Origin of the sequence: Acinetobacter sp. ANC 3832 (assembly GCF_002135415.1) — a bacterium.
Lineage (GTDB): Bacteria > Pseudomonadota > Gammaproteobacteria > Pseudomonadales > Moraxellaceae > Acinetobacter.
On the sequence record NZ_NEGJ01000008.1, the window covers coordinates 116,451 to 142,072 of the forward strand.

Here is a 25,622-nt window from a genome sequence, read left to right on the forward strand (position 1 = left end):
CCAATTATCTATAGCTTTTATTGCCACCAGATGTATAACAATATAGACCTCCACGAGGACCATAACAAAAACTGCCTGAACTACAAGAACAAGATCCTGAATACGTTTGAGTGGTTTTTTTATGTTGATAATTTTTATTCATTGATACATCTTTTGACGTACTCGATGTAATTTTAGTGGTTGAGTAATTTCTATTGAAACAATACTCAGCAGAGCATAAATATTTCGATGAAACCCATTTGGGAGCATCATTTTTTTGTGAAATCCTTGACCAATCTTGACTTATATCATAAATATAAACTTCATCACCCCTATCTAACTTACCTATAACCTTTCCATTAATTGGATTGCTTCTAATATTTAATGTTTCATTGTTTACAAACTTTTTAGAAATAGTATGAAATTCACTTTCATTCAAATCTAACCCTTCAAAGGCATATGATTCTGGCATATGAATTAAAGTAATAAATCCCAAACACAGCAGAAACTTATTCATAAGAAATTATCCATTTTTAATTATTCTTTTTACATACAAAATTTGCTAGATCACTCTTGCTAGAACCAGGAACTAAATCAAACCATTTTGTTGGGTTGACCTTGTTTGCGTTCACAGAGATATCACTACCACCTATTTCACGCATTTTCATGGTAGAACAATTCGTTTCTGTCTTGGTGTAATAGGTATCGTAAACACCTATACGCTTATTAATTGCAGTAACAATATTGCCACTACGTTTAGATTCAATTAGATAATACTTACCTTTATCACCAGCCACACTACGCGGTATGAGCGTTTCAGCGTATGCTACGTGCCCCCCATTAAAACCAAACTAAAGAGAAGTGTTTTTTTCACATCATCACCCTTAAATTTTTATGGTAAATTTATAATAAACAATACATTAAATATACTACAATTGAATTTTTATGAAAGATGTTATTAGATCAGATAGAAATTATGAAATTTTTACTTATCTTAGTTTTGGGGTTCACTTCCATTCAGGCTTATGCCAAAAAATGTGCTGATTTTAGTACTCAGCAGGAAGCACAGAAATGGTATGAACAGCGCAAAAAATCAGGGCAAACTGGTTGGAAAAGTTTAGACCGTGATGCCGATGGACATGCGTGTGATTGCTTACCAGGTGGAAATGGCACAAAATGCCCGAAGAAGAAATAGTATTTTTCAAATACTTTGAGGAATATAGTCTGTTTTATTAAGACAATATATAGACTACTTAAGGATTAAAATTAACTTTCATTATTATTTATAATCATTTAACTTTATCAGCTATTATAAAAGTGATGAAAAAATGATTAAAAAATCTTTAAGTAAAATTATACTTCTTAGCCTACTGACCACACCAGTAACTGTCACTTTTGCATATGATGCTGCAAGTGAAGGACACCGAATGTCTCAACATTTTGTGGAACAACAGCGTCTACAAAATCAACGAGAAAGAGAGATTCAAGCACAGTGTGAGCGCCAACAACGTGCAATACAAACACAACGTCAGTTTGAACCTTCAAGACAGCAATATAATACTAGACCTGTTTCTGAAGCTGAAATTAGAAAAGATTTAAACGACTTAGCTGACATCATTAACTCTGATGAGACTAGAGAGTCTATTGAATATATGAAAAATATGAAGTCAGATCCTGCGGTAGATTCAAACAGAAGATCATATGAATATGCTGAAGGTTTTTTTACTCTGATGAATGACATAAACCGAAGAGCTTCAAAAATAAACCAATGATGATAATTCGTCAGTTCCATATGTTTGTTTTAAGCTAGCAGGTTTAGGTTAAGAGAAGCCCTCAGTAAAGGGTTTCTCAAATAGCTTTATTCTATTGATCTAATCACCAACGTAAATAGTCACAAAGAAATCATGATGGTGCGCTAAACCCCATGATTTTTCCATATAAAATATTGATACTTAAAGATAACTTTTAAGCATTTCGCATAAGGGGTATTATGTTAATTTTAAATTTTCTAAAAAGTTCAAATGAAAGTCTCCTATTATTTCAGCACACATCAAACGAATATTAAAACAGATTACTAAGAGTATTTTTAATTTCTTTTCAGTTAAATCATTCATTATCAACTTTATAAAAAATAGGATTTTGATTAAAACCGTCCCAAAAGCAAATTAATCTTTTGCAATTTTGGCAGATAATTAGAGATTTAAACTTCATATATAATTTTTCAGAATCTATTTCACCTTGAAATTCATCATACTCAATATCTGATATCATTAACCATTCAATTGGATTTGGTATTTCACCTATATTTAGACGATTACCACATTTACATAGAATTGCAGGCATTTATTTTCTTCCTGTATTAATAATAAGTTTCTGTCGTATTAAGGCAATCTTGAGCGACTATTGGACTTTATAAATATAATATACAAATACTTAGATAGCTTAGTCCATTTAACATAATGGTCGTTATGCGAAATAGCCCTCAGTTGAGGGCTTTTTGAAACAACTTAAATATAACAAATAATAGTGAAATCCATACAGGTAGCATCAATACCGACAGCATAAAACCCTGACTCCACATAATATAAAGAATCATTAACATAAAAGCCAAAACAACATAATTGGTGTATGGTGCAAATAACGCTGGGAATTTAGTCTTGACGCCCTGCTGTTTCATTGCTTTTCTGAATTTTAAATGAATTAAACTGATCATCATCCAATTCAATACTGCTGCTGCTACTACAATATAAATCAGGTAACTTAATGCTTTTTCAGGTACAAAGTAATTAAGCAAAACACAACCAAAAATGAGCAATGCTGAAAATAAAACGGCAGGAACAGGAGTCCCTTGTTTAGTAACGTACTTAAAAATTTGTGGTGCATTACCTTGCTCTGCCAAGCCTAGTAGCATACGACTATTGGCATACATACCACTATTACAAACAGATACCGATGCTGTCAAAATAATAAAATTAAGTAAATGTGCAGCCCAATCAATGCCCATTTGCTTAAAAATAAGTACAAATGGACTTTTATCTAGACCACCTAAATCTAATTGATTCCAAGGTACCAAAGACAAAAGAATAGCCAATGAACAGATGTAAAACAAAAAGATCCGAATAACGGTCTGATTCACAGCTTTAGGAATATTTTTTTCGGGATTTTCTGTTTCAGCAGCAGCCATACCAATCAACTCAATTCCGCCAAAAGCAAACATCATAAAAGCCAACATATAAAATAGGCCTTCAAAGCCATGCGGGAAAAATCCACCATGTGCCCATAAGTTGCTAATAGAAGCCGTTGAGCCAACATCTGCCGTCATTAGCAAATAGATACCAAAAATGATCATTGCAATAATTGCGAGGACTTTAATCATCGATAGCCAAAATTCAGATTCCGCATACAGCTTTACATTGGCTAAATTAGCAAGGGTCATCACAATAAAAAAGAACAATACAGATGTCCAAGCAGGAATATGAGGCCACCAATAATTGACATATTTCCCAATAGCAGTCAGCTCGGTCATTACCACCAAAATATATAAAACCCAATAGTTCCAACCTGTCAAAAAGCCAGAAAATCGTCCCCAATATTTAAAAGCAAAATAACTGAATGAACCTGTAACGGGTTCATGTACAATCATTTCACCAAGTTGGCGCATAATCAAAAATGCAATCAAGCCACCAATCATGTAACCTAAAATAATAGATGGGCCAGCGGATTGAATAATATGTGCTGAACCTAAGAATAAGCCTGTGCCAATTGCACCGCCCATAGCAATCAATTGAATATGACGGTTCTTTAAACGGCGCTGAAGTTTAGGCGTCTCGCTATTCAAAACAGAATCTCATTGGATAAAACGTGAATTGTAGATGCTAAGCACTATAGAACCTAGCCCATCAATGGAAATAATTTTAGATTTACATTTTGAGGATCTAATTTATCGTTAGATGAAGATAGAACAGTTGAAGTTGATCATAAATACTTTAACAAAGATAGGAAACTTCAGCAGTCTACCAACTGTCATTTTTGAATTTCTAGATCATGCTAAAATTAAGGTTATGACTTAAGGGGATTAAGCTTAGAAAACTAATTAAAACGTTTCAAAGGAACTGATATTAAACCAATGGGCAATAACGCATCCAATCATCTTTAAGTTTTTGTAACTCATCTCCAACTAACTCTTCATTATAATAAATACAATATGTTGCATTTGGATATTCAACCACATGCTTATATAACATACCAACAAGCGACTTATGGATCGTTTCAGGAAAATCTCCACCTAAGATCAGCTCATCAAACTCATAATTAAAATATACATTTTTCTTTGCTTCAAATGCTTCCATCACACTCACAACATATCTCGATCTTAAAAACACGTAACTTACACCACTTCGCCCTATTGATATAGATATGGTTTATATATGCAATCAAAATATTAACGTGAAGGTCGATCAAACAATTTACGCTCCACTGCTCGTCTATTCACCAGCCCTTGCATCACTTTGCCACCACCCTTAACCGGAATCAATTTGATGAGGTTCAAGACGCACAACTCTATAACCCAGATCTTCAGCTAAATCATATTTATTAAATGCATTTGCTATCTTTTTGCCACCACGACCAACTGACCATCGGCTACCCGCAATTTCTATAAGAAGATTCAACTTTACAATATAAAAATCAAACCGCCAATTTTTGGTTGATTCAAATTGAAACTTACGGCGAAAACCAATTCGATATTCTCCTAATTCTTGGAATAGGGTTTCTTCTGCTTCTAAATATTTTTCTTTAGCTTTGGTTAATCGTTTAGTCCGTGGTTTGATTTTTAGTGGACGTTTCTTGGTTTTACAGAAATAGTGATCAACATCCATACACCCCCAATAAAAACCTTTAGTATATAAATTCATAATCAATCTTAAAGAAAATAATTTATGAACTCTCACCCAATCAAACAAATTATTGAAGCTTGTGATAAAGCCATTACTGCTAAAGACTTCGATTCACTTATGCAGTACTACTCAGAAGATGCAGCACTTGTTGTTAAACCTGGTATGACCGTAAAAGGTAAGGATAATATCCGTAAAGCATTTATCGCTATATCAAACTTCTTTCAAGAACAACTTATAGTTGAACAAGGTGAGATTATAGTTATTGAAGGCGCTGACAATGCTTTAGTTATCATGGAAACGGTTCTTCATTCACCTGATGAGAAAAATGAATCAAGCAAAAAAATTAGACGTGCAACTTATGTATTTCGCCAAGAACCTGACGGCCGTTGGTTGTGCACCATCGATAATTCTTACGGTACTTCTTTATTAGACGAAAGCAATGACTAAAACATAGCCTATAAGAAAACCCCGCTAATATCTAGAATTGGGCGGGGTTCTTTGTGCCGTAATCCGTTTGGCAAGTGACCAAGAAAACTTAGCTAAATTTTTTAAATGGCATATTAGTCCTAATTGGAATATTACGTAATACAAAACCCAACAGATCGTAGGTTCTTTAATTTTACTTAAATAACGGTTCCACAAATATCCGTAGTACCTGAAGGGTAATTAAATTGCATTTTTGAGTGGTCTGATATAATTTCATAGGATACATTTTGCCCAATAGGGTAGTTATTTACCCCAACTAAACGTCGTATCTCCACACCGATTAAAAATTTAAAATTATTCAAAGGTGTTGTATATGTCCATTGATATCCTTTATTTACACCATTAATTATAGAGCCAATTTTTTTTGTGTTTTGATTGTAATAAATTCCTACTCTTATATTTTCTACTGCTGCCTCTTCGATATTTGAACCTTGAGGAATAAGCTCACTTGAAGGATTGGTCATTACCATACTTGTCGGTCCACTGTTTTTTTCATCCCCAACACTAACAGCTCCAACAACTACCCCTTCCTCATTACTTGTTCCTGCCATAAATCCAGAAATAAGTTCATCCCCTTTTAGATTTATAGGCCTTTTAAATAAATATTCAATTGAAAAAATATTTGATTGTGGAACAACAATGGCATCCTTAGAAATAAAAATTCCGAATATATCTGTATTAGCAACTAACTGGGTTGTAAGTTTTTGTCCAGTATCAATAATTAAATTAGCTGCATTTGAGGTGGGGTTGGATGATTCAATATCTAGAACCACTCCTCCAACTTTACATTCCGCCCAAATTGCAGGAGTGAGTTCACCTGCTGTAACTGAATGGGAGAAAGACAGTTATTTGCCTAAAGCGGCTTCCCTTGAGGCTATAGCTAATAAATTTGGTGTGACAACCGAATATATTCTTACTGGCAAGGGTGATTCTTCTCTTATGCAAAAGGAACAGTCAAATATTGTGCCTATATCTCCCAAAATGGCTCCTGTTCTTTCTTGGGTGCAAGCAGGAACAATGACCAATGTAGAAACGGTTGATATGTCGCAAGTGGAGGAATGGCTTCCTCTCCCTGATAGCGATTGTGAAAATTGTTTTTATTTAAAAGTTCAAGGTCTAAGTAATTACCCTACTTTTCAAGAGGGTGACTACATTCTGGTAGATCCAAGTTTGCAATTTAGCGATATGAATTCAGGCGATATTATTGTTGTTAGAAAATTTGATGAAGCAACTTTTAAAAAATTGGTTATAGCGACTGATGGCTCTAAGTACCTACAAGCACTCAATCCTGAATTTAAACCCAATATCATTCCACTTGATGAAAACTGTCATTTTGTTGGTGAGGTAGTTGATTGTGTTCGCTATATATATCGAGCTAAAAAGAAAATGCGTAAGAGTTAAAGTTTAAATCTAATTGACTGGGTGTGGAATTGGTCGGTATTGGAAAAATGGTAGGTCGTCAAATTTGGCGTGCAGAATAATTAAAATTTCTTAAAAAGAGAACATAATGATCGCAACACTTAATAAATCCAAAACTGCCCTAACGATTAATCGACAAGAATTTAAATTGGCATTAGCTAAAATTGACGCAGGAATTGATAAGCAAATAGCCTCGCTTAAAAAAGCCAAGCAAAGCTATGACGCTGCGGAAATTGCACGTGAGGTCATTAGTGAAGCAAATATCTTTGAAGCCATTATAGAAGGCTTTAACGAAGCAGAAGAAATCAATCTAAAGCTAACTGATATAACCAACCTTGAAGTGGCACAAGGATGGATAGATGATTTTTTAGAAAAGTATTCAGATATATAAGATTAAATAACTGCGAACCCGGCTGATTTCATCGGGTTTATTAAGTATTTAGAAACTAAATGGTAACTATTGCTATAATTAAGTAGTACACGCTTTATAAATTTGGCATTATCAACCTGATAATGGATAATCTTTTAATTTGGCCTAACTAATGAATTTTATTGAAGATTATGAACACATTAAGTTTTAGGATTGAAATATTGAAATGGGCTGCAAACAATATTGGATTGCGCTTAGATCAAGTCGTTTCTAAAATCTCTGAAGCTGAAAGAACTCAAAAGAAATTGCTTGCTGGTGAGTTTTCTATCAATCAAGCAGAAAGTTTTGCAGAAATAACAAAAGTTCCTTTTGGCTCATTATTTCTAAATACTCCTCCAGAGACCATCTACAAACCCACTATTCCTGATTTAAGGCAAAAACAAGACCCTATACCTTTGAGTGATTTTTTTTACGAAGTCTTGGATGATGTCCAAAAGAAACAGGAATGGTATGTTGAATTTTTGCTCGAGAATAACGCAGAAAAATTAAATTTCGTGGGTAGATTCAAAAATCATGAAGATATAAATGTTACTACTATCGCCAGCGATATACGTAAAACATTAAATCTACCAATAAATTTAAACACAAGAACTAACAGGGAGCATTACCTAAAGCTACTAATCGAGCGCTGTGAAAAAGTAGGTATTTTAGTTTTTAAAAATAGTATTGTTAAATATGCAACTCGAAAAACTCTAGATACTAATGAGTTTCGTGGCTTTGTTCTTAGTAATGAATATGCTCCAGCTATATTTTTAAATGGTCAAGATATGCCATCTGCCATGATTTTTACTCTTGCTCACGAATTAGCACACATCTGGTTAGGAGAATCAGGTGTTGATGATTTAGATATTTATGGGAACAATCCAACAGAGGTTTTGTGCAACAAAATTGCAGCATCTGTCCTCGTTTCCAATAGTGAGTTTGATGAAGCTTGGGAAATATACCATGGAGATATTTCTTGGGTAGCTAATGCCCTTCATGTAAGTAAATTGATGATTGCTAGATTAGCACTTACTTACAACAAGATTACATCAATCGAATATAAAACTATTCACGAATCAGAAAAAGAAGCCTACAACAATATCCCCAAAAAGGATGGTGCACCTAGTTTCTTAAAGCTAGTGCCAGGAAGAAATAGTCGGTTATTAACTAATGCAGTAGTAAATCAAGCTGTATCAGGCAATATGCTATTAAGGGATGCTGGGAGATTATTAAATGTCAGCCCACAAAACATTATGAAATTGGGTGGCATATAATGCAGACAAAATATTTACTAGATGCGAATATATTCATTGAATCACACAATCTTCATTATCATCCTTCTTTTTGTGAAAAATTCTGGGATTGGATTGTTAGTGGACATAAAGAAGGGATATTTTATAGTATTGATAGGATCAAAGGAGAGCTTGTTCATCAAGCAAAAAGTGATGATGAGCTGTCAATAAGATTGCGTGAAGAAAGAATACCTTCTAATTTTTTCATCCCAAGTTTACCAGACCCAATAGTCGCTCAACAATATGGTCATCTTATGGGGTGGTTAGATTCCAAAACAACCCATTATTTGCCCAAAGCAATAAAAGAATTTCAAGATCATAAAATTGCTGATCCATTTTTGGTAGCAACAGCTATGGCTCACAACTATGTGATTGTGACTAAAGAAAAGTCAAATCCTGAAGCTAAGAATAGAGTTAAAATTCCAGATGCTGCTTCCGAAAACCGAGTAAAGTGCATCACTCTACAGCAACTTTTAAGAAGACACGCTCATAACGACTTTGAATTTATATTATAAATTTAACAAACCTTATCGAACCCACCCTGTGTGGGTTTTCTATTGTCTATTGAAAGATAAAAAATCTTCATCAATATTTTACGAAAACATTTTGGGTAATTTATAAAAATAAAGCTTTAAATGAGTGCTTTTTGTTTTCAGTATTTATGTGATTGAAAATTTAAAAGTTATATCAATTAATTACATTTGAAAAATGTATGACTCAGTTAGCATAAAATCAATATTTTGAAAAATAAATTTTACTTTCAATAGAATATTTTTAATAAAGTAAAAAATGGCACTCATATTGCATCAATAAAAAAGTAATTAAATAAATTTTGTTATAAAAACGGGGAGTCTAATTTTGAAAAAGTCATTTTTATCTTTAGTTATATGTGGAACATTTTTCATGAATTCCGCTCAAGCCGAAGAGTTTGAAGTTCTAAAGCAAATTTTTGATAAACCAACATTATTAAAAAGTGGAAATTACACTGGTAATTATTATGTTCCTTCGACTTTAAATACGATCCAGTGGGGATATTTACCAAACAAAGACTCAAAGCCAGTATTAACTGTTCCATCTGGTAGTGTTGTTACTTTTGATACAGTTTCACATGAAGGGTTACTTGAAGACCAAGGGCGAGATGCTGAGAAATACTTTAAATCGAAAGGCGTAAAATCAGAATTCATTCTAGATGAAGCAAAAAATATTACTAAATCAAAACTTGATCATGACTTCCATAAAGATGGACCACATATTGTTACTGGACCAGTTCTGGTTCAAGATGCAGAACCTGGTGATATTCTGAAAGTAGAAGTGATTAAAGTTGAACCACGTGTTCCATATGGAGTTATTTCAAATCGTCATGGTAAAGGTGCTTTAGTTGGTGAATTCCCTAAAATTAAACCACAAGCAAATCCATCAGCTGAGCATCCTGAACGCTATGGCAATGTTTCAGTTTTCACGCCAATTGAAAAAAACGCTAAAGGTGATTATGAAGGGGTCTTAAAAACAGACTCAGGGAAATCTATTCGCTTTCCACTCTACCCTTTTATGGGAATCATGGGGGTAGCAGCAAATACGTCAGAACCAGTAAATTCCGTTCCTCCTGCATTATACGGTGGTAATATTGATATAAATGAACTAGGCGCTGGTTCTACAGTTTATTACCCAGTACAAGTAAAGGGCGGATTATTTTATACAGGTGATAGTCACTTTGCTCAAGGTGGTGGTGAAGTTGCTTTAACAGCACTTGAAGCGTCTGCTCGAGCTACATTAAAACTCACTCTACTTAAAGCTGGTAAAGACAAAATACCTGGGAAAGAAATACAACAACCTTTAGGGGAGAATGATAATTTTTGGATTACCATTGGTCTTGATGAAGATTTAAATCAAGCGATGAAAAAATCTACACGTGAAGCTATCCGTTTCTTAAACCAAGAATATGGAATTGATGAAACTATTGCTTATGCCTACTTAAGTGCTGCAACTAATTTTAATGTTTCACAAGTTGTAGATAAAACTAAAGGTATTCACGCAATGATTCGCAAAGCTGACTTTGAAGAGTTTAAAACTGATAAGAAAAAAGACTAAAATTCTTAGTTTTAATTTTAACCCGTTACTCATTTAGTAGCGGGTTTTCTTTTGCCTATTAAAGCATAAAATTAAGATTTTTTAAAATAATGTAAGTTTTCTTATAATTAATATTAACAATAAAGATAAGATTTCTTATATTTATCTCACAGACAAACAAAAGCCCCAACACTTGCAGGCGACGGGGCTTTTACTCAAAGAGCCAGATAAGTATGAACATAAAATCAAATCCGATCAACTATATAGCTGTAACAGTTCTTGTGGCTTCTGTATCACTTGGTGCATTAGCACTCAATTACACGCCTCAAGCGACGATATATAGCCCCGCTTTCGCTGTACCAAACACAACTCCTGTCGAATATGGCATTCAAGCATTAAAACTCACTTCTGATAAATCTGGCGTAGCAACTATCAAGCTTGATGGATTTTTGGTTCAGGTTGGCTTTGACTTTGAAATGCACCCAGACAGCTACGGTGTAACTGGTTCTGATTTCACAGCAATAGAAATCAATAATCTTTCAGTAGATCAAATCACCGATTTAAACGGCAAAACATACCGTGATTTCACTGATTACAACGATCATCGCAATATCAATCTGTTGATCTCTGCTTATATCGAAAAAAATAATCTAGTGGAGGCTGTGTAATGACTTCTACTACTCAATCTCCTGAAGTTATTAACTTCGGAAAATTCAAAGGTACAGCGCTAACCGAACTAAAACACAGTTATGTTCGCTGGTTACTAACTCTCGAAGCTCTGAATGAAAACTTACGTAAAAGCTTGAAATCGTTGCCTTGGATTCAAGAAGAACTTGATCGAGAATCTGCGTTCCAAAAGCGTAAAGCTAAAGCGATTCTCTTTAGTCAGCCTTGCTTTCAGCGTGAGCGTTACTCGGCTAACCAAAGCTACTACAAGTTGGCTACATCTGACAGTAACGAGTCTTGCTTATTAATGGCTAAGATCAAAAATAAGAAACACCAACTACATAAGCAGGTGGCTTCATGAAATTCAACTATTCCTCTATCACCCGAACACTCACTGTGTTCGGGGCAAAGATGACCCACGTGTTTAGTAACGTCGGTGTGGGTGAAATTGAAGAACTAGTTACGGATGCGAAATTTAAAGAAGCGAATTGGAGAAAATAATGACTCTTAGAAATTTAACTTCAGTCTCTGAAGAGGAAAAATGTAACGTCTTAAACCGTTTCTTAATGGCTCATGAAGATCAACTCTTCCCCCAAGAAGTAGTAGCATTATATCTCAATTGCTCACCTTGGACTTTGGCTAAGATGCGTACCGAAGATGAGGCACTACCATTTTCTAAAATTGGATCAAGAGTGGCATATAAAAAACGTGATGTTTTAAGCTACTTACAGTCAAAGACAGTTACCAACACTGCTCAATATCAAAAAACTTAAAGCGGATTATTCCGCTTTTTTAAACTCTTTTAATCGCTCAATCCAAACTGCATCGTGATTAAAACAATCTATTTTCTCTTGATATACCGCTTCAATCATATTCATACAAAGCCTTAATTCCTCCATAGGTATTTGAACATAGCCGCCTGTTACATCTACCCGAGCTTTAGCAGTATGATTTAACAAGCGTTTCGTCACATAAATATTAAAACGCAATAAGTTACAGATTGTAGCAAAGGTGCGTCTAAAGTCATGAGTCGATACATAAAAATCTACTTGCTCACCAATCCGCTTTAGAGTTTTATCAATAGTTGTTGCATGCACATTCCAAGAAGTTGGTATTTTTGTCGCAGGAAAAACCCTATCATTTTCCTTTAATAAAAAACGCCCCTTTAGAACTTCAATTAAGTGATCTCCGATAGGAAAACAATGTGATTTACCATTTTTAGTATCTGCAAATGTGATTACACCATTTTCAAGATCAACGTCGTCCCACTTCAAACTACATGCTTCTACACGGCGACACCCGGTATACATCACAAATAAGATAATATCTCTATGCGTATTACTTCGAGCTGTATCTTCTAGATTAAGTTCATCTTGATAATTTAATACTGCCTTATAATATTTAAAAATCACATCTCTGTTTAAATAGCGTTCACGACTCTTAATTTTATTCCATCCAACCGTTATAGAAATTACATCAATAGGATTGGTCTTCAGAATAGGCTTTTCATCTGTTGAGTAAAGTACATGCATATATTTCCATAACGTACCTAACATTGAAATTGCACCATTGGCACTCGATTCACTAATTGCTGAGGTTTCAAGAAATTTATCTAATAAGCTATTTTTAGTGACTTCAAATATTTTATGATTGCCCCAGCCTTTTAAATAAAGATCTACATATTTTCGATACTGACGTATTGTTTTGGGTTTAAAATCATTTCGTGCAATGTAAATTTCTAAGGCCTCATTAATAGTAATAAGTAAAGGATCACTCTCATCTTTGAGTGCTTGCTTCTTAATGAACTCACCATTAAGGATTTGAGAAATGATTAATTGTGCTTTTTTTCTAGCGCCTGCAGCGGAAATCCCATCAGTTTGACCAACTACAACACGGAAAAGTTCATTGTTATATTTCTATCGACAATAAATGTTTTGCTTTTAGGTGTTACTCGTACAGCGAAACCAATTAAATCGGTGTCACGATAAATAATCTGCCCTTTTTCAGCAAAATCTAAATCATCTACATTTTGCTTATTAATTCTAATCTTCATAAGAACTCGATATATTTTTAAGACGACCCATTTAAAAGAATTTCTCAAGAGTATACAAATCGTATACATAAGCTATAAATTCAATTATATATCAAGCCAAAATACAATATAATATGTTGTTTTATATAGTTTTATTTTTTCATGTTACATCATGCTTGTATTATTATAGCAAAAGTAGAATCCTGCTAGGCGATGATGAATAGGTAGGGAGAGCATAAGGTTGTAATCAATTCTATTTTCAAGGAGTTATAAAATAAAGAGTTGTATGTGTTTGTACTAAAATGCATTCATTTGTAATCCAACTGTATACAAATCTTTCTAATCTAAATTATTACAAAATTTGCATACTACTTAAAAAGTATTCACTTTCAAGAATTCATAATACTCTGCTATACATTTAATGTCTTTTAATAAAAATGCCTTACGCTATTCCAAAATTTACTTTCGATAATTTTAAGCTTCAATCGCACAATCCATTTTATAAAGCTATTTATATCGCTCCCTGTTAACTTTTAAATCATTATGATCAATCTTCTCATAAATGATTACATAAAAACCATAAAGTAAAGTTCCTTAAGGGTTTGTACCAGTTTTATTGCATTTGCAGATTTAACACTATAAATAATTTAGATTGGTTGTTCGATTTAACTCTACATTTGAGGTATGAAATGACAACTATTAATGCGACTGATATTAAAAAACATGCAGAAGTAATTGCGTCATGTGGCACTAAAGTAGGTGAAGTAGATCATCTTGAAGGCACAGATCAAATTAAACTCACGAAGCATGGTGATGGTCATCATCACCTCATCCCTATTTCTTGGGTAGGTGATATTAATGGTGACAAGGTTACGTTAAAAAAAGATTCTCAAGAAGTAAAAGATAGTTGGACTTCTATTTAATTGGATATTAAAAAGCTCTCTTTTGAGAGCTTTTTATTTAATAAAACGAATGAAAGGCGCTTTGCCCTATTGCATAGACTAAAGCAGTTAAAAATAAATACATCACAACAAAAACGCTTATATCAATAACTTTCATTATTTTCCCCATTTTTTTGCTGTTCTTTTTTTATACTACATTAATACAAGAACTCCAATGAAAAATATTCTTATTTACAAATTTTATTGTTATTTTATAAATAATTAAGTATATCTTAATTATGAATATACCAACACTTTCATTACTAATAGCAATAGATAAATTAATGCTATGCTAAACACTCATACCAAATGAGTTGAGACAGTAAGATGAAAAAAAGCTTAAGCATTGTAGTATTAACAGCTTTAATTACTGTTGGTGCACCTCCCACATTTGCAAAATCACTAGAAAAACAAGTGATATTCAAACAAGGGGAAAATAAAGCCGTTTTGAAAGGAAAATTCAAAGGCTATGATGATGTTCAATATACTTTACGTGCAAAACAAGGACAGACTTTAAAATATAAAATATCGAGTAATAAAAATTTAGCTTATATCAACATTTTTGCACCAAACAATAAACCAGGCAAAGATGAAGCTTTAATGATTGGATCTACTGACTCAACAGGTAAAATCGTTCTGCCATCCAATGGTGAGTACACAATCCAAGTTTATCAAATGCGAAACAGTGCCCGTCGCAATACTGTCGTGAATTTCAGTCTAGATATACAAATTTTGAATAATGCACATTAAAATTGTGAGTAATACAATTCAAGAGAAAATATTACTGTTCTAGATTTTAAATGTTAGTTATTTATTTTTCTAATTTTCACTATTTTAAAAGCCCTCTAAAGGGCTTTTTTAAACAACTCTTTTTCAACTTTACGTCTATTCACAAGTCCTTGCATGGTATTACCACCCGCTTTCACCCATACATCAAACTGATTCGCTGCACTATAGTAATCACCTGCATTCAACATTCTAAGTAAGGTAGAATCCTTAAATGCGCCAATACCAATGTTATAAGCAAGTGATACAAGTGCATCAAACTGATTTTGATTCAGTGATACAATAACTGCATTATTCACAGCTTGTTCAAACTTTCTCAAATCCGATTGCATATAGAACTTAGCCTGCTCACTTGTACAAGTATCACCATGTTTTACTCTTACTCTATTCGGATAAATTGTCGTACCAAAACCGATCGTCCAAACACCAACACCGTCATCATAAGCTTTAAGCGCTTTACCCTCAAAACCACAAATGAGATCAATAGAGTTTTGGCTTACACTAAACTGCTGATCAATCGCTATTCCAAAATTTTCAGAAACAACGGTATCTGAAGCCGTAGCAATGTCATCATATTTAAATCTTTGCCTTAATTGTCTACAGCACCATTTATATATTTGATTAAAACTCATCTTCATCCAATATCAAGAAGCCAAATGTACTTTTAATTTCTCTAATCATCTTAAGCAACAATTCATCACTTCTAAGTTCGATTTAAGCTTTTCATCATATCAAGAAATAACTAACCTCTTCGCATTCCTTTACGTAACATACCCAAAATGAAGCCTTTAAATTTTGAGGAATAAAAATCATGAGGCATTTTACATCATGAAGGACAAACGCTTTATTTTGCTCTTCTGAACGTAAATAAAAACAATATGTAAGATATTTGAGAAATTAAGAATAAAACCATAATTAATTTATGGTTATTTTTAGCCGATAATCACATTTTTCATTCATTTTAAAACATAGATCAAGTATCCGTTACTCATTCAAATTGCGAGCTGAACTTCAATGTGCTATCAATAGATTAAGAACTAAATATTATTGAAAGACGGAGAATAATGATGAGCTATAAACATATTTTAGTCCCTGTAGATGATTCTCCAATTTCCTATGCTGCCATTGAACATGCGGAGCAACTTGCAAAATCATTTGATAGCCATGTTACTGTCATGAGTGTCTTATCTGTTGACCCAATGGTGGGTGTTGATTTTTATAAAGTCATGCCTTCAATTACAGAATATGTATTAGCAGCAGAAAAAAATGCGCAAGCAAGATTAAATGATATTCAGCAAACCTTAATACAACACGGCATTTCAACAGACATCAAAATTGTACATGATGTTCCTACAGCTACAGGCATATTAAACATAGCAGATGAACTCAATGTTGATCTGATTGTGATGGGTTCTCACGGACGTACAGGATTTAAAAAATTCATTCTTGGCAGTGTAGCTCAAGAAGTCTTAGGACAATGTCCTATTCCCGTCCTAATTGTAAAATCTCAAATTTCAAAAAGTGAATAAATTTCTTTTTGAATCATCGTTCAATTTTATCGGCTATATAAAGGGGATCTTATGACTTATCAACATATTTTAGTACCAATCGATGGCTCTGAAATTTCATTTGCTGCAGCGAAACAAGCAATTTCAATTGCAAAATCTTTTGGTTCAAAACTAACTGCTATTAGTTTAGTTGCAGAAGATCCATTTTCAGGCTCAGACTTTTATTATAGTACTGCAATGCTGAAAGACTATATTGAAGAAGCCTATGCAAATGCAGAAAAAGCTTTGAAAAAGGTATCTGACATTGCATTAGAGCAAGGTTTAACCATTGAGACAAAAATAGTCAAAGGCATCGTTTCAGCAGATACGGTTATTGAATCTGCGGATGAGCTTAAAACTGATCTGATTGTGATGGGCTCACATGGTCGTAAAGGCTTTCAAAAATTCTTCTTGGGTAGTTTTGCTCAAGATGTTTTGGGCAGAACCCATACCCCTGTACTCATTGTTAAACAGTAAGTAGCTGCATAGCGCCTTTTACGTTTTCCTGAATAAGAGAAGAATATAGAGGCTGTGAACACTAATGCGAGATACCGAATCACTTTAGAATCTGAAATATAAAAACCCACAATGTATTGTGGGTTTTTACTCTGAATCATTTAAAATATTTTTTAAATCTGAAAGATCAATTCACTGCAATAACTTTGACTAAAATGGTTTGAGACTCTTCAAATTCGTCAAAAATTTGTTTACGAGTGAGTTCTTTAGATTTCACACGAAAATCGTGTTGTTGAAAATGAATCACGGATGGAATATGATCAAAATAACTTCCATCGGCATCTAAACTTTCTTCAAATAAAGGGGTGCCTAATTGATATTCTTTACTTTTCAATACAACGTATTTCACAGTTGTTTTCATCATTCACACTCCTTTTTCACTTGCGCTTTATTTCTAGTTATAACAGCTTTTCATGAGGATGAAAGGACTAAATCACAAATATCGTTTAGATAATCCTCAATTGAAATATTTTGCATAAAGAAATAATTTTCTGTCACTCAACAATACAAAAACATAAATTTAAGCATCTTATAAGTGACATTTACTCACTTTTAATTTTAGTTGATTTATATTCAATTCCGATTCACTAAAGTAAATAATGACTTCTGAAATTAAACTTTCTAGATTTATCGCTGAATCAAATTTGTAAAAGATCAGCTGTAACAAGAAATACAATTATTTCCCGTCTAATTGAAGGCATTGTGTTTCTTTTTTTACAATAAAACGGTAAATTTACTACATTGTAGTTCGTTCAATAAAAAGTCTTAAAATACAGGTATAACCATGAAATTAAAATTAGCATTCCTTAGTACAATGGTTGTTTTGGCAGGTTGTGCAGGCGCATATCCTGAAAGAGTCGTAACCAAAGGTCCTTTAATTTGTGCAGCAAATGAAGTCTGCCCTGAACTTGCAATGCGTTGGAATGAAGAAAAACGTAATGGCTTTAGAATAACCACTGAAATTAATAATGCTCAACAATTTGACATTAAACAATTCGTATTCTTAGTCGATGGTCAACCGTACACCTATTCCACAATTGAACCGACAAAATACACCTCTTTAGGCACAACTAAAGTTTCATCTAATTCTATTAATGTTCCTGTGAGTTTCTTAAACTCATTTAGAAATGCCAAGACAATTGATCTTAAACTGGTTACAGATGAAGGTGAAATTAATCGCCCTATTCTGACTGCTGATGGTCAAAAATCTTCTGCTTATTTGACTTTCCTAAAAGGTTATACAGGTGATTTAACTCAGTAAGTTTTATTGTGTTTTAAAATCAAGCATAAAAAAACCAGACTAGATGTCTGGTTTTTTTATGCTTGATTTTTATTTAGGTTCAATTGGCGCAAATGGAGCAACGACATCAGCGTTCTGAGCACGATTACGCATAAAATGATCCATTAATACAATTGCAAGCATTGCTTCAGCAATTGGTGTTGCACGTACGCCTACGCAAGGATCATGACGACCTTTGGTTAATACATCAGTATCTTCACGATTAATATTGATGGTTTTACCTGGGGTCGTAATACTCGCTGTCGGTTTTAAAGCAATCGCAACACGAATATTTTGACCACTTGAAATCCCACCCAAGATTCCACCTGCATGATTTGCTAAGAAACCATTTGTAGTCAGCTCATCACGTGTTTCATGACCAAATTGTTCTGCAACTGCAAAACCATCACCAATTTCAACACCTTTAACGGCATTAATAGACATCATGGCATGGGCAATATCTGCATCCAAGCGATCAAAAACAGGTTCACCCCAACCTACTGGAACTTTTTCAGCAATAATTTCAAGTTTTGCACCACAACTTGTACCTTGTTCACGTAGTGAAGTGACTAATGCTTCGAAACGAGGAACGGCATCTACATCACCACAGAAAAATGGATTGTTAGGTACTTCATTCCAATCTAACTTTTCAGCTTTTTCAGTGCCAATTTGTGTTACATGTCCACGAATTTCTATGCCAAATTTTTCAGCTAGATATTTCTTCGCAATTGCACCCGCAGCCACACGCATTGCTGTTTCACGTGCACTTGAGCGACCACCTCCACGATAATCACGGAAACCATACTTATGTGTATAGGTATAATCTGCATGACCTGGGCGGAACGTCTGCGCAATATTGCCATAATCTTTTGATTTTTGGTCAGTATTGCGAATCAATAGACCAATGGATGTACCTGTGGTTTTACCTTCAAATACACCTGAAATAATTTCTACTTCATCTGGCTCTTTGCGTTGTGTTGCAAACTTAGACGTACCTGGTTTACGACGATCTAAATCTCTCTGTAAATCTACTTCAGAAAGTTCCAAACCGGGTGGCACGCCATCGACAATTGCCATCAAGCCTGCACCGTGAGATTCACCACAAGTCGTTACACGGAAAAGTTGCCCTATACTATTACCTGCCATGATGCTCACAAATCCTTATGCTTGAATGGATTGAATAAATAAATCTCTATAAGTACGACATTGCTCTGCTGTTAAAGCAAAAATGCCCGAACCACCTTTTTGGAATTGTAACCAGTAGAAATCAACAGTATTAAAGTTTTGTTTCATTGCCCATTCAGAATTACCCACTTCAATGACAATCAAACCATCTTCAGTTAAATAATCTGCAGCTTGTGCAAGCATTTTACGAACAAGATCTAAACCGTCTTGCCCTGCTGCCAATGCCAATTCAGGCTCATGTAAAAACTCAGCAGGTAAATCTGCCATGTCTTCAGCATCTACATACGGTGGATTAGATACAATTAAATCATATTGATTTTCTGCAGGAATTTTAGAGAACAAATCAGATTCAAGTAACGCAACTTGATACTGCATGTTGTGATGTTCTGCATTAATTGAAGCCACTTCTAAAGCTTCTTTAGAAATATCAGTTGCATCTATTTCTGATTCTGGGAATGCATAACTCAACGCAATTGCAATACAACCTGAACCCGTGCACATGTCTAAAATGCGACGTGGCATTTGTGGGTTTGGATTTTCTGGAAGATTATTGACACCTTCGCGACTTTGACGATTTTCATCTAAAAAATACGGCGCAAAACGATTTTGAATGAGTTCTGCAATCGGTGAACGTGGAATGAGTACACGTTCGTCAACGTAATAAGGTTTGTCACAAAAATAGGCAAGATTCAATAAATATGAGGTCGGAACTTTTTCATTGATGCGACGCTCAAGTAAATTAATAAATTCTGTTTTTTCACTTGGCAATAATTTCGCATCTAAAATCTCTGGATTCGCATTCCAGTCGAGTGCCAAAGTTTGCAATACTAAAGCAGAGCTTTCAGCAAAGAAATCTTCTGTACCTTGACCTAGATGTGCATCATATTGACGTAGAGCTGAAACACCAAAGCGAATAAAATCGCGAATGGTGATTAGGTTTTCAGCGGCTTCCTGTAAATGTTCAGGGCTAATAGTCAGTTGATCCACTTAAGGCTTCTCCAAAATCGATATTTTTTAAACGCCTTATGATACCTTGTTTTGCATTACATTTATAATGCTTTCCACTTTTTCAATGCAGAGTTCTGGCACTATCGATAAAAGAATCTAGCGATAACGATAAGATTGCTTCTCTAACATATTGCCGTGTTGCACTGTCATTTTGAGTGCACAACTTAAATATCGTGATTTATGTGCAATCGAAATAGATTGATTATTTTCATCACAACTTTTATCTCTAAAATCAAACCATTGTTTTTGGGTCTTTTTCTTTGCCTTTCTTTCATCTGCCGTATATTGAGACAAAATAATATTAAAATAAGATTTCACGCGCTTATCTTGTGCTTTTAATTCATCACTCATACAACTTGCACTATTGTTATTACTGATTCCTGCAGAGCTCATACACACTGCATAATTTGAGCTATAACCCATTGCTTGAGTTTGCATTGGTAATATCGGTAGCAATAAAGCCACGCTCATACCCCAAAATTTATAAGCCATCTTCAATCCCCCAACTTTAAAAATTCATTTTTTGTATTTAAAACGACCTCATTCGAGAAATATATGAATTTCAACAAAATGAAGAAATAAAAAAGTCATACATAGCGAATGAGGTGAATCTCTAATGAAGTTTAAAAGAAGACGAACAGAATAACAAAGCAAATATTTATATCTACTTTAGAGGATATTGCGAAAGCAACTTGATTTATACGATTTGAAAATAATGTTTTTCAGCAACCAATTTAATCTTGATACCTTTATACAGTCTTTCCTTGGAATCTGAAGACTTAGTGACTTTATCGTAAAACTTTTCATCATCGACTAAGCGTGCATAGGTTTTATAACCTATCTCAAGTTTTTCAGGTTTTTTTCCTTTTTCAGAAAACTCCTCAATCAACCGATTTACTTTCTTGGCATTTAAATTGTCCATAAATCATCACACTTTGTATTAACAGTACTGTAATAGTTAACATGCTTTTTTTACAGTCCGATGAATTTACTCAAATTCAATAACATATTTAACTTTTCAAATAGAAATCCTACATCGATATTAACAGTAAGTTCTTTATTGTCACCTTGAAGAACACATAAAAGACTTTATGCAAAAATCAATTTACATTGTCTTTTGCATAAACGCATCAAACCAAATATTACCTATATATACTTTGTGTTAATTCCAACAAATATCAACTTTATTGTTCAAACTTTTCACACAGTCAAAGCTACTGGATGACCATTGTTGATCTGAGATCATTTGCTTATTTTGACCATTTCTTAAATAACTTTTTGCTTTTAAAGTCGCACCACCATTCACTTGAATCTCGGCTTTATTACACCCCTGCTCAGACAATTCATTTTGACAATGTTCATAGGCAATCAAATATTCTTTATTGGCAATATTCAACACAACTTTACGTGTACCTGCTGAGAAGCCCTCATCAATTGTGCACTTTTGTATATTATTTTTCGTATTTGCAAAGAAACATTGATCTGCATAAATTGACATTGAAAACACAGATAAAATACTGATCCCCAAAACTTTTCTAAACATTTCCCAAACCATTTCGTATTTTTCCTATTGATCCATAAAATAATAACTCGCTAATAGGATAGCAAATTCATTCACATATCAGGATAAAACAGTGCTTTTCCAGTTTCCCATGACTTGATTTCAAAGCAATCCGACACTATATATAGATTAATTTTCTGCTCTCAGTATTGAAATGAGTTATAAGCACAACAATTTAATGGCAATGCGTCAAAACTATTGGAAAGACGAAACAAGTCCGAATGTACAAGTTGAAAAGCAGTTTTTTCAACACGCTTTAACAGAACACGGCATTTTTGATACAGCCACTTTAGACGATGCACGATACTTCTTTTTTACCTTGCCCAGTATTATTATTGTGAAAGGTTATGCCTTAGGTTTTCTTGATCAAACGGTTAAACAAATGATCTTTATGTATATTGAAGCGAATAAATCAGAGCTCATGAAATATCATGATGTGAAGATCCAATTTCATATGTAAAATCCTGTTTTATTTAAAAACAGGATCTTATGCAAATGCACTACAATCATCTTGATTGACTTAAATTACACCCACTATTCAGCAGTTTGAACTATTTTAATACGGTCAGACCATGTAATATCCATTACAATTATTCATCTGCTCGAATCGCTTAAAGGATTTAATCTTCATGTCAGATCAGAACGAGAAGCTTAAACAGTTAAAAACATCCTCTATGGATCGTCGCTTATCGATTGCGAAAGCATCCTTACTGGCGGGTTCACGTTGGGCAGCCTCTAGTGCAAGTTCTATATTCTCAAGTGAAGAAGAAAAAGAAAAAAAACGTAAAAAAGCAATGAAAGAGCAAGCGGAATATTTAGTTTCTGAAATTGGTAAGCTTAAAGGCTCTATCGTCAAAATTGGTCAGATGATGGCACTTTATGGTGAACACTTTCTTCCAGAAGAAATTACACAAGCCTTAAATACATTAAACAATCAAACGGTTGCACTTGCTTGGCCTGCGATTAAAGAACAGCTTATAAGCCAATTGGGTTCTAAATTAAATGATTTAACCATTGATCATGAACCTATTGGAACAGCTTCTCTGGCGCAAGTACATCGTGCAATACGTAAATCTGATGGCTTGGAAATTGTGCTTAAAGTTCAATATCCGGGTGTAGCGAATGCCATTGATTCAGATATGAGTTTGTTTAAAAACATGCTCAAACTTACACGTATGGTTCCACAAACCCGTGAGTTTGATCAGTGGTTTGATGAAGTTAAGGAAATGATGCATCGTGAAGTCAATTACCGACTAGAAGCGGCAACCACACGTCGTTTTGCAGATCGTTTGAAAGATGATGCTCGTTATGAAGTACCCGATATTATTGATGATTATTGTACAGATCAAGTGTTGTGCATGACCTTTGAACGGGGTGTACCAATCAATAGCCCTGTCATGCTCTCTCTACCTCAAGAACGTCGTAATTTATTGGGTGAAGCTTCACTTGAAATTGCGGTTCGTGAGCTATTTGAATGGGGTGAAATGCAAACTGATCCAAACTTTGGTAACTACTTGGTTCGTTTGGGGAATGGTACAGATATTCTAGATAAAATTATTTTGCTCGACTTTGGTGCTATTCGTCAGTTTGACACTCAATTATTAACGGTTGCGCGCAATTTGATTCATGCAGGCTATGACCACAACGAAGATGCTATGGTTCGCTCGATGTCTGGTTATGAATTTTTTGATGGTATGCCGTCAGATGTTAAACCGGGTATGGCAAAAGTATTTCTATTAGCAACAGAAGCATTCAGCACTTTGGCGAATAATCCTGACTTACCTGAAGGCGTAATGGATGAACAAAACCGTTACGATTGGAAAAAAAGCCAATTACATAGTCGTGTAATGCAACGTGCTTCAAAATCGATGGCATCTCGTTATTTTAGCATCCCGCCCAAAGAATTTATGTTTATTAGCCGTAAATTTATTGGTGCTTATACCTTTATGACCGTCATTGAAGCAAAAACCAATGTACGTAAAATGATTACACCTTTTATTTGATTTTTCATTTGACTAAAATGATATAGGTGACATGTTCAGTTTTGTCATTTTAGTCAACAACCAACTTTTGTTGGATAATTTAAAAAACAAAATAATATTTAAAATCAAAATTATAAATACAGTTCAAACTCATTTTTCAATGTACATCTTTGGTCAATAAGATTGTCAGCTTTGACATAGTTTTTTATTTATTTGCATGTCAGGATAATCACATACCAACACTAAAAAACACAGGGTATTATAATGACCAATATGGCAAACAAAGCTCAGGGGTTGGGCTTAGCGCTAATCACAAAAATTGCAGGAAGCGACATACTTGATCAACTCAAACTACGTAAGTTTGTAGAAAAATCTTTGTATCAAGGTTCAAAAGTCGGTTTTAAAACACTCAGTACCACACAAAAAGTCTTTAAGTCCGATTCCAATGTCAGTAAACAACGGTTGCCGAATCAACAAAAATCACTGTTCGATCTAAGTCTGACTGAAGAACAACAAATGACTTGTGATGCGATGGATCAATTTGCATCTGAGGTTCTTTATACTTTGGCACATAATGCCGATCAAAATGAGACTTTTCCAAAAGAACTCTGGGAACACAGCACGAATTTGGGCTTAAATTATTATGCCCTGCCTGAAGCTTTAGGCGGTGTTGCTTCAGAAAAAAATATTATCAGTAATATTTTAATTGCAGAACGTTTAGCAAAAGGTGATTTCAGCTTAACAGCCGGCTTACTTTCAACTTTTAGTGTGATTAATACCATTATGCAATGGGGATCAGAAAAAGTTCAGACAACATATTTACCTGGCTTTGCTGAAGATGCAGATATTCAAGCGACGTTTGCGATTCAAGAAGCAACGCCTGCATTTAATCCATTCCGCCTTAAAACTAAAGCGACTTCAAGTAATGGACAATATTCCATTACAGGTGAAAAAACTTTAGTTATTCTAGGTGAAACTGCTGATTTATTGGTGGTGAATGCTGAACTGAATGGCACACCTGAAGTATTCATTGTAAAACGTGATGGCAGTATTACCTCTAAAAAAACGCCTGCAATGGGCTTAAAAGCAACTGAAACAGTCACGTTAAAATTCAATAATACCCCTGCTGAGCGCTTAGGTGATGAAGACTTTAACTACACCGCTTTCCTTGATTTAGGAAATTTGATGTGGTGTGCCATGGCTGTGGGCACATGCGAAGCGGTGAAAGAATATTGTGTTAAATATGCCAATGAACGTACAGCTTTTGGTGAGCCAATTTCTCATCGTCAAAGTGTTGCTTTTATGATTGCAGATATGGCGATTGAAATTGATGCCATGCGTATGTTGGTTTTAAATGCAGCCAGTCTTGCTGAGGCAGGACAATCATTTCATCGTGAGGCGTATTTAGCACGTTTACTTTGCGCTGAGAAATCGATGTTAATCGGGACCAATGGCGTACAAATTTTAGGTGGTCATGGTTTTACTAAAGAACATCCAGTAGAGCGTTGGTATCGTGATTTACGTGCAACAGCAATTGTACATTCAGGCTTACATGCTTAATCCATAAGT

General features: G+C 34.3%; 33 protein-coding genes and 1 pseudogene. 19 read left to right on the plus strand and 15 right to left on the minus strand.

Features of this window, described 5'->3' with window-relative positions; translation table 11 throughout:
• Positions 1 to 4 precede the first annotated feature (4 nt).
• A complete protein-coding gene (locus tag B9T35_RS12035) occupies positions 5 to 496 on the minus strand; it encodes an SH3 domain-containing protein (protein WP_086191350.1) in 492 nt (163 codons plus the stop codon).
• Between the two features lie 16 nt (positions 497 to 512).
• Entirely contained in the window at positions 513 to 776 is a 264-nt protein-coding gene (locus B9T35_RS12040; protein WP_228147132.1) for a hypothetical protein, read from the minus strand.
• Positions 777 to 955: 179 nt separating this feature from the next.
• Here B9T35_RS12040 and B9T35_RS12045 point away from each other — a divergent pair, with 179 nt between their 5' ends.
• Positions 956 to 1,174 (plus strand): excalibur calcium-binding domain-containing protein, encoded by a 219-nt coding sequence (locus B9T35_RS12045; protein WP_086191446.1) that lies wholly within the window; start codon positions 956 to 958, stop codon positions 1,172 to 1,174.
• Between the two features lie 133 nt (positions 1,175 to 1,307).
• A complete protein-coding gene (locus tag B9T35_RS12050; RefSeq protein WP_086191351.1) occupies positions 1,308 to 1,751 on the plus strand; it encodes a hypothetical protein in 444 nt (147 codons plus the stop codon).
• A gap of 334 nt (positions 1,752 to 2,085) precedes the next feature.
• On the opposite strand, the gene B9T35_RS12055 is transcribed toward B9T35_RS12050, so the two are convergent.
• From B9T35_RS12055 to B9T35_RS12070, 4 genes are all read right to left on the minus strand, one after another.
• Complete coding sequence (locus tag B9T35_RS12055; RefSeq protein ID WP_086191352.1) at positions 2,086 to 2,322, minus strand: hypothetical protein; 237 nt, start codon at positions 2,320 to 2,322, stop codon at positions 2,086 to 2,088.
• Positions 2,323 to 2,461: 139 nt separating this feature from the next.
• Positions 2,462 to 3,817, minus strand: coding sequence for an amino acid permease (locus tag B9T35_RS12060; protein WP_086191353.1), 1,356 nt, complete (start codon positions 3,815 to 3,817; stop codon positions 2,462 to 2,464).
• A gap of 280 nt (positions 3,818 to 4,097) precedes the next feature.
• On the minus strand, positions 4,098 to 4,337 hold the full coding sequence (locus B9T35_RS12065) for a hypothetical protein (RefSeq protein WP_086191354.1): 240 nt from the start codon (positions 4,335 to 4,337) through the stop codon (positions 4,098 to 4,100).
• A 162-nt stretch (positions 4,338 to 4,499) separates the two neighbouring features.
• Positions 4,500 to 4,856 carry a hypothetical protein gene (locus B9T35_RS12070; RefSeq protein WP_086191355.1) on the minus strand — a complete coding sequence of 119 codons (357 nt, stop codon included), beginning with the start codon at positions 4,854 to 4,856 and terminating at the stop codon, positions 4,500 to 4,502.
• Between the two features lie 60 nt (positions 4,857 to 4,916).
• Here B9T35_RS12070 and B9T35_RS12075 point away from each other — a divergent pair, with 60 nt between their 5' ends.
• Positions 4,917 to 5,321 carry a YybH family protein gene (locus B9T35_RS12075; RefSeq protein WP_086191356.1) on the plus strand — a complete coding sequence of 135 codons (405 nt, stop codon included), beginning with the start codon at positions 4,917 to 4,919 and terminating at the stop codon, positions 5,319 to 5,321.
• A gap of 176 nt (positions 5,322 to 5,497) precedes the next feature.
• Here the strand turns inward: B9T35_RS12075 and B9T35_RS12080 are convergent, their stop codons facing one another.
• The gene (locus B9T35_RS12080; RefSeq protein ID WP_228147133.1) at positions 5,498 to 6,133 is read right to left on the minus strand and encodes a DUF4882 family protein; all 636 of its coding nucleotides are present in this window, start codon (positions 6,131 to 6,133) and stop codon (positions 5,498 to 5,500) included.
• On the opposite strand from B9T35_RS12080, the gene B9T35_RS12085 reads away from it, so the two are divergent.
• The 8 genes from B9T35_RS12085 to B9T35_RS12120 all read left to right on the plus strand — a co-directional run bounded on the left by B9T35_RS12085 (position 6,108) and on the right by B9T35_RS12120 (position 11,989).
• Positions 6,108 to 6,761, plus strand: coding sequence for a LexA family protein (locus tag B9T35_RS12085; RefSeq protein ID WP_228147134.1), 654 nt, complete (start codon positions 6,108 to 6,110; stop codon positions 6,759 to 6,761). The two genes, B9T35_RS12080 and B9T35_RS12085, sit on opposite strands and share 26 nt — an antisense overlap.
• A 106-nt stretch (positions 6,762 to 6,867) precedes the next feature.
• The gene (locus B9T35_RS12090) at positions 6,868 to 7,170 is read left to right on the plus strand and encodes a hypothetical protein (RefSeq protein ID WP_086191359.1); all 303 of its coding nucleotides are present in this window, start codon (positions 6,868 to 6,870) and stop codon (positions 7,168 to 7,170) included.
• Between the two features lie 200 nt (positions 7,171 to 7,370).
• On the plus strand, positions 7,371 to 8,465 hold the full coding sequence (locus B9T35_RS12095) for an ImmA/IrrE family metallo-endopeptidase (protein ID WP_228147135.1): 1,095 nt from the start codon (positions 7,371 to 7,373) through the stop codon (positions 8,463 to 8,465).
• A complete protein-coding gene (locus B9T35_RS12100; RefSeq protein ID WP_086191361.1) occupies positions 8,465 to 8,998 on the plus strand; it encodes a DUF4411 family protein in 534 nt (177 codons plus the stop codon). The genes B9T35_RS12095 and B9T35_RS12100 overlap by 1 nt, the downstream gene beginning before the upstream one ends.
• Before the next feature lie 388 nt (positions 8,999 to 9,386).
• Positions 9,387 to 10,571 carry an acetamidase/formamidase family protein gene (locus B9T35_RS12105; RefSeq protein WP_086191362.1) on the plus strand — a complete coding sequence of 395 codons (1,185 nt, stop codon included), beginning with the start codon at positions 9,387 to 9,389 and terminating at the stop codon, positions 10,569 to 10,571.
• 212 nt (positions 10,572 to 10,783) lie between these two features.
• Positions 10,784 to 11,218 (plus strand): hypothetical protein, encoded by a 435-nt coding sequence (locus B9T35_RS12110; RefSeq protein WP_086191363.1) that lies wholly within the window; start codon positions 10,784 to 10,786, stop codon positions 11,216 to 11,218.
• Complete coding sequence (locus B9T35_RS12115; protein ID WP_086191364.1) at positions 11,218 to 11,577, plus strand: hypothetical protein; 360 nt, start codon at positions 11,218 to 11,220, stop codon at positions 11,575 to 11,577. The genes B9T35_RS12110 and B9T35_RS12115 overlap by 1 nt, the downstream gene beginning before the upstream one ends.
• A 139-nt stretch (positions 11,578 to 11,716) precedes the next feature.
• Positions 11,717 to 11,989, plus strand: a complete 273-nt coding sequence (locus B9T35_RS12120; protein ID WP_086191365.1) for a helix-turn-helix domain-containing protein — start codon at positions 11,717 to 11,719, stop codon at positions 11,987 to 11,989.
• A gap of 6 nt (positions 11,990 to 11,995) precedes the next feature.
• Here the strand turns inward: B9T35_RS12120 and B9T35_RS18810 are convergent.
• A pseudogene (locus tag B9T35_RS18810) lies at positions 11,996 to 13,263 on the minus strand (tyrosine-type recombinase/integrase).
• A gap of 674 nt (positions 13,264 to 13,937) precedes the next feature.
• Between B9T35_RS18810 and B9T35_RS12130 the strand changes: the two are divergent.
• Positions 13,938 to 14,171: a DUF2171 domain-containing protein gene (locus tag B9T35_RS12130; protein WP_086191366.1), complete on the plus strand. Its 234-nt coding sequence runs from the start codon at positions 13,938 to 13,940 to the stop codon at positions 14,169 to 14,171.
• Positions 14,172 to 14,516: 345 nt separating this feature from the next.
• Positions 14,517 to 14,939: a DNA breaking-rejoining protein gene (locus tag B9T35_RS12135; RefSeq protein ID WP_086191367.1), complete on the plus strand. Its 423-nt coding sequence runs from the start codon at positions 14,517 to 14,519 to the stop codon at positions 14,937 to 14,939.
• A 95-nt stretch (positions 14,940 to 15,034) separates the two neighbouring features.
• On the opposite strand, the gene B9T35_RS12140 is transcribed toward B9T35_RS12135, so the two are convergent.
• Positions 15,035 to 15,607: a lysozyme gene (locus B9T35_RS12140; RefSeq protein ID WP_228147138.1), complete on the minus strand. Its 573-nt coding sequence runs from the start codon at positions 15,605 to 15,607 to the stop codon at positions 15,035 to 15,037.
• Positions 15,608 to 16,042: 435 nt separating this feature from the next.
• On the opposite strand from B9T35_RS12140, the gene B9T35_RS12145 reads away from it, so the two are divergent.
• Positions 16,043 to 16,504, plus strand: a complete 462-nt coding sequence (locus tag B9T35_RS12145) for a universal stress protein (RefSeq protein ID WP_086191369.1) — start codon at positions 16,043 to 16,045, stop codon at positions 16,502 to 16,504.
• 51 nt (positions 16,505 to 16,555) lie between these two features.
• Positions 16,556 to 16,999, plus strand: coding sequence for a universal stress protein (locus B9T35_RS12150; RefSeq protein WP_086191370.1), 444 nt, complete (start codon positions 16,556 to 16,558; stop codon positions 16,997 to 16,999).
• A 166-nt stretch (positions 17,000 to 17,165) separates the two neighbouring features.
• Here B9T35_RS12150 and B9T35_RS12155 read toward each other — a convergent pair whose 3' ends face one another.
• Positions 17,166 to 17,399: a hypothetical protein gene (locus tag B9T35_RS12155; protein WP_086191371.1), complete on the minus strand. Its 234-nt coding sequence runs from the start codon at positions 17,397 to 17,399 to the stop codon at positions 17,166 to 17,168.
• 423 nt (positions 17,400 to 17,822) lie between these two features.
• On the opposite strand from B9T35_RS12155, the gene B9T35_RS12160 reads away from it, so the two are divergent.
• The gene (locus tag B9T35_RS12160) at positions 17,823 to 18,299 is read left to right on the plus strand and encodes a hypothetical protein (protein ID WP_086191372.1); all 477 of its coding nucleotides are present in this window, start codon (positions 17,823 to 17,825) and stop codon (positions 18,297 to 18,299) included.
• 69 nt (positions 18,300 to 18,368) lie between these two features.
• Here B9T35_RS12160 and aroC read toward each other — a convergent pair whose 3' ends face one another.
• The 5 genes from aroC to B9T35_RS12185 form a co-directional block, all read right to left on the minus strand.
• On the minus strand, positions 18,369 to 19,463 hold the full coding sequence (gene aroC / locus B9T35_RS12165) for a chorismate synthase (protein ID WP_086191373.1): 1,095 nt from the start codon (positions 19,461 to 19,463) through the stop codon (positions 18,369 to 18,371).
• A 15-nt stretch (positions 19,464 to 19,478) separates the two neighbouring features.
• Positions 19,479 to 20,489, minus strand: a complete 1,011-nt coding sequence (gene prmB / locus B9T35_RS12170; RefSeq protein ID WP_086191374.1) for a 50S ribosomal protein L3 N(5)-glutamine methyltransferase — start codon at positions 20,487 to 20,489, stop codon at positions 19,479 to 19,481.
• A gap of 117 nt (positions 20,490 to 20,606) precedes the next feature.
• On the minus strand, positions 20,607 to 21,002 hold the full coding sequence (locus B9T35_RS12175; RefSeq protein ID WP_086191375.1) for a lysozyme inhibitor LprI family protein: 396 nt from the start codon (positions 21,000 to 21,002) through the stop codon (positions 20,607 to 20,609).
• 205 nt (positions 21,003 to 21,207) lie between these two features.
• Positions 21,208 to 21,432, minus strand: coding sequence for a hypothetical protein (locus tag B9T35_RS12180; RefSeq protein ID WP_086191376.1), 225 nt, complete (start codon positions 21,430 to 21,432; stop codon positions 21,208 to 21,210).
• Positions 21,433 to 21,672: 240 nt separating this feature from the next.
• Positions 21,673 to 22,053 carry a hypothetical protein gene (locus tag B9T35_RS12185; protein ID WP_139842026.1) on the minus strand — a complete coding sequence of 127 codons (381 nt, stop codon included), beginning with the start codon at positions 22,051 to 22,053 and terminating at the stop codon, positions 21,673 to 21,675.
• A gap of 172 nt (positions 22,054 to 22,225) precedes the next feature.
• On the opposite strand from B9T35_RS12185, the gene B9T35_RS12190 reads away from it, so the two are divergent.
• From B9T35_RS12190 to B9T35_RS12200, 3 genes are all read left to right on the plus strand, one after another.
• Positions 22,226 to 22,531, plus strand: a complete 306-nt coding sequence (locus B9T35_RS12190) for a hypothetical protein (RefSeq protein ID WP_086191378.1) — start codon at positions 22,226 to 22,228, stop codon at positions 22,529 to 22,531.
• A gap of 169 nt (positions 22,532 to 22,700) precedes the next feature.
• Entirely contained in the window at positions 22,701 to 24,074 is a 1,374-nt protein-coding gene (locus B9T35_RS12195) for an ABC1 kinase family protein (RefSeq protein ID WP_086191379.1), read from the plus strand.
• 252 nt (positions 24,075 to 24,326) lie between these two features.
• The gene (locus tag B9T35_RS12200) at positions 24,327 to 25,613 is read left to right on the plus strand and encodes an acyl-CoA dehydrogenase family protein (RefSeq protein WP_171264277.1); all 1,287 of its coding nucleotides are present in this window, start codon (positions 24,327 to 24,329) and stop codon (positions 25,611 to 25,613) included.
• Positions 25,614 to 25,622 lie beyond the last annotated feature (9 nt).

Excerpts from the sequence above, each read along its gene's own strand:
- B9T35_RS12035 (WP_086191350.1), bottom strand. The coding sequence starts at position 496 with ATGAATAAGTTTCTGCTGTGTTTGGGATTTATTACTTTAATTCATATG.
- B9T35_RS12045 (WP_086191446.1), top strand. The coding sequence starts at position 956 with ATGAAATTTTTACTTATCTTAGTTTTGGGGTTCACTTCCATTCAGGCT.
- B9T35_RS12050 (WP_086191351.1), top strand. The coding sequence starts at position 1,308 with ATGATTAAAAAATCTTTAAGTAAAATTATACTTCTTAGCCTACTGACC.
- B9T35_RS12055 (WP_086191352.1), bottom strand. The coding sequence starts at position 2,322 with ATGCCTGCAATTCTATGTAAATGTGGTAATCGTCTAAATATAGGTGAA.
- B9T35_RS12070 (WP_086191355.1), bottom strand. The coding sequence starts at position 4,856 with ATGGATGTTGATCACTATTTCTGTAAAACCAAGAAACGTCCACTAAAA.
- B9T35_RS12075 (WP_086191356.1), top strand. The coding sequence starts at position 4,917 with ATGAACTCTCACCCAATCAAACAAATTATTGAAGCTTGTGATAAAGCC.
- B9T35_RS12090 (WP_086191359.1), top strand. The coding sequence starts at position 6,868 with ATGATCGCAACACTTAATAAATCCAAAACTGCCCTAACGATTAATCGA.
- B9T35_RS12100 (WP_086191361.1), top strand. The coding sequence starts at position 8,465 with ATGCAGACAAAATATTTACTAGATGCGAATATATTCATTGAATCACAC.
- B9T35_RS12105 (WP_086191362.1), top strand. The coding sequence starts at position 9,387 with ATGAATTCCGCTCAAGCCGAAGAGTTTGAAGTTCTAAAGCAAATTTTT.
- B9T35_RS12110 (WP_086191363.1), top strand. The coding sequence starts at position 10,784 with ATGAACATAAAATCAAATCCGATCAACTATATAGCTGTAACAGTTCTT.
- B9T35_RS12115 (WP_086191364.1), top strand. The coding sequence starts at position 11,218 with ATGACTTCTACTACTCAATCTCCTGAAGTTATTAACTTCGGAAAATTC.
- B9T35_RS12120 (WP_086191365.1), top strand. The coding sequence starts at position 11,717 with ATGACTCTTAGAAATTTAACTTCAGTCTCTGAAGAGGAAAAATGTAAC.
- B9T35_RS12130 (WP_086191366.1), top strand. The coding sequence starts at position 13,938 with ATGACAACTATTAATGCGACTGATATTAAAAAACATGCAGAAGTAATT.
- B9T35_RS12135 (WP_086191367.1), top strand. The coding sequence starts at position 14,517 with ATGAAAAAAAGCTTAAGCATTGTAGTATTAACAGCTTTAATTACTGTT.
- B9T35_RS12140 (WP_228147138.1), bottom strand. The coding sequence starts at position 15,607 with ATGAGTTTTAATCAAATATATAAATGGTGCTGTAGACAATTAAGGCAA.
- B9T35_RS12145 (WP_086191369.1), top strand. The coding sequence starts at position 16,043 with ATGAGCTATAAACATATTTTAGTCCCTGTAGATGATTCTCCAATTTCC.
- B9T35_RS12150 (WP_086191370.1), top strand. The coding sequence starts at position 16,556 with ATGACTTATCAACATATTTTAGTACCAATCGATGGCTCTGAAATTTCA.
- B9T35_RS12155 (WP_086191371.1), bottom strand. The coding sequence starts at position 17,399 with ATGAAAACAACTGTGAAATACGTTGTATTGAAAAGTAAAGAATATCAA.
- B9T35_RS12160 (WP_086191372.1), top strand. The coding sequence starts at position 17,823 with ATGAAATTAAAATTAGCATTCCTTAGTACAATGGTTGTTTTGGCAGGT.
- aroC (WP_086191373.1), bottom strand. The coding sequence starts at position 19,463 with ATGGCAGGTAATAGTATAGGGCAACTTTTCCGTGTAACGACTTGTGGT.
- B9T35_RS12175 (WP_086191375.1), bottom strand. The coding sequence starts at position 21,002 with ATGGCTTATAAATTTTGGGGTATGAGCGTGGCTTTATTGCTACCGATA.
- B9T35_RS12180 (WP_086191376.1), bottom strand. The coding sequence starts at position 21,432 with ATGGACAATTTAAATGCCAAGAAAGTAAATCGGTTGATTGAGGAGTTT.
- B9T35_RS12185 (WP_139842026.1), bottom strand. The coding sequence starts at position 22,053 with ATGTTTAGAAAAGTTTTGGGGATCAGTATTTTATCTGTGTTTTCAATG.
- B9T35_RS12190 (WP_086191378.1), top strand. The coding sequence starts at position 22,226 with ATGAGTTATAAGCACAACAATTTAATGGCAATGCGTCAAAACTATTGG.
- B9T35_RS12195 (WP_086191379.1), top strand. The coding sequence starts at position 22,701 with ATGTCAGATCAGAACGAGAAGCTTAAACAGTTAAAAACATCCTCTATG.
- B9T35_RS12200 (WP_171264277.1), top strand. The coding sequence starts at position 24,327 with ATGGCAAACAAAGCTCAGGGGTTGGGCTTAGCGCTAATCACAAAAATT.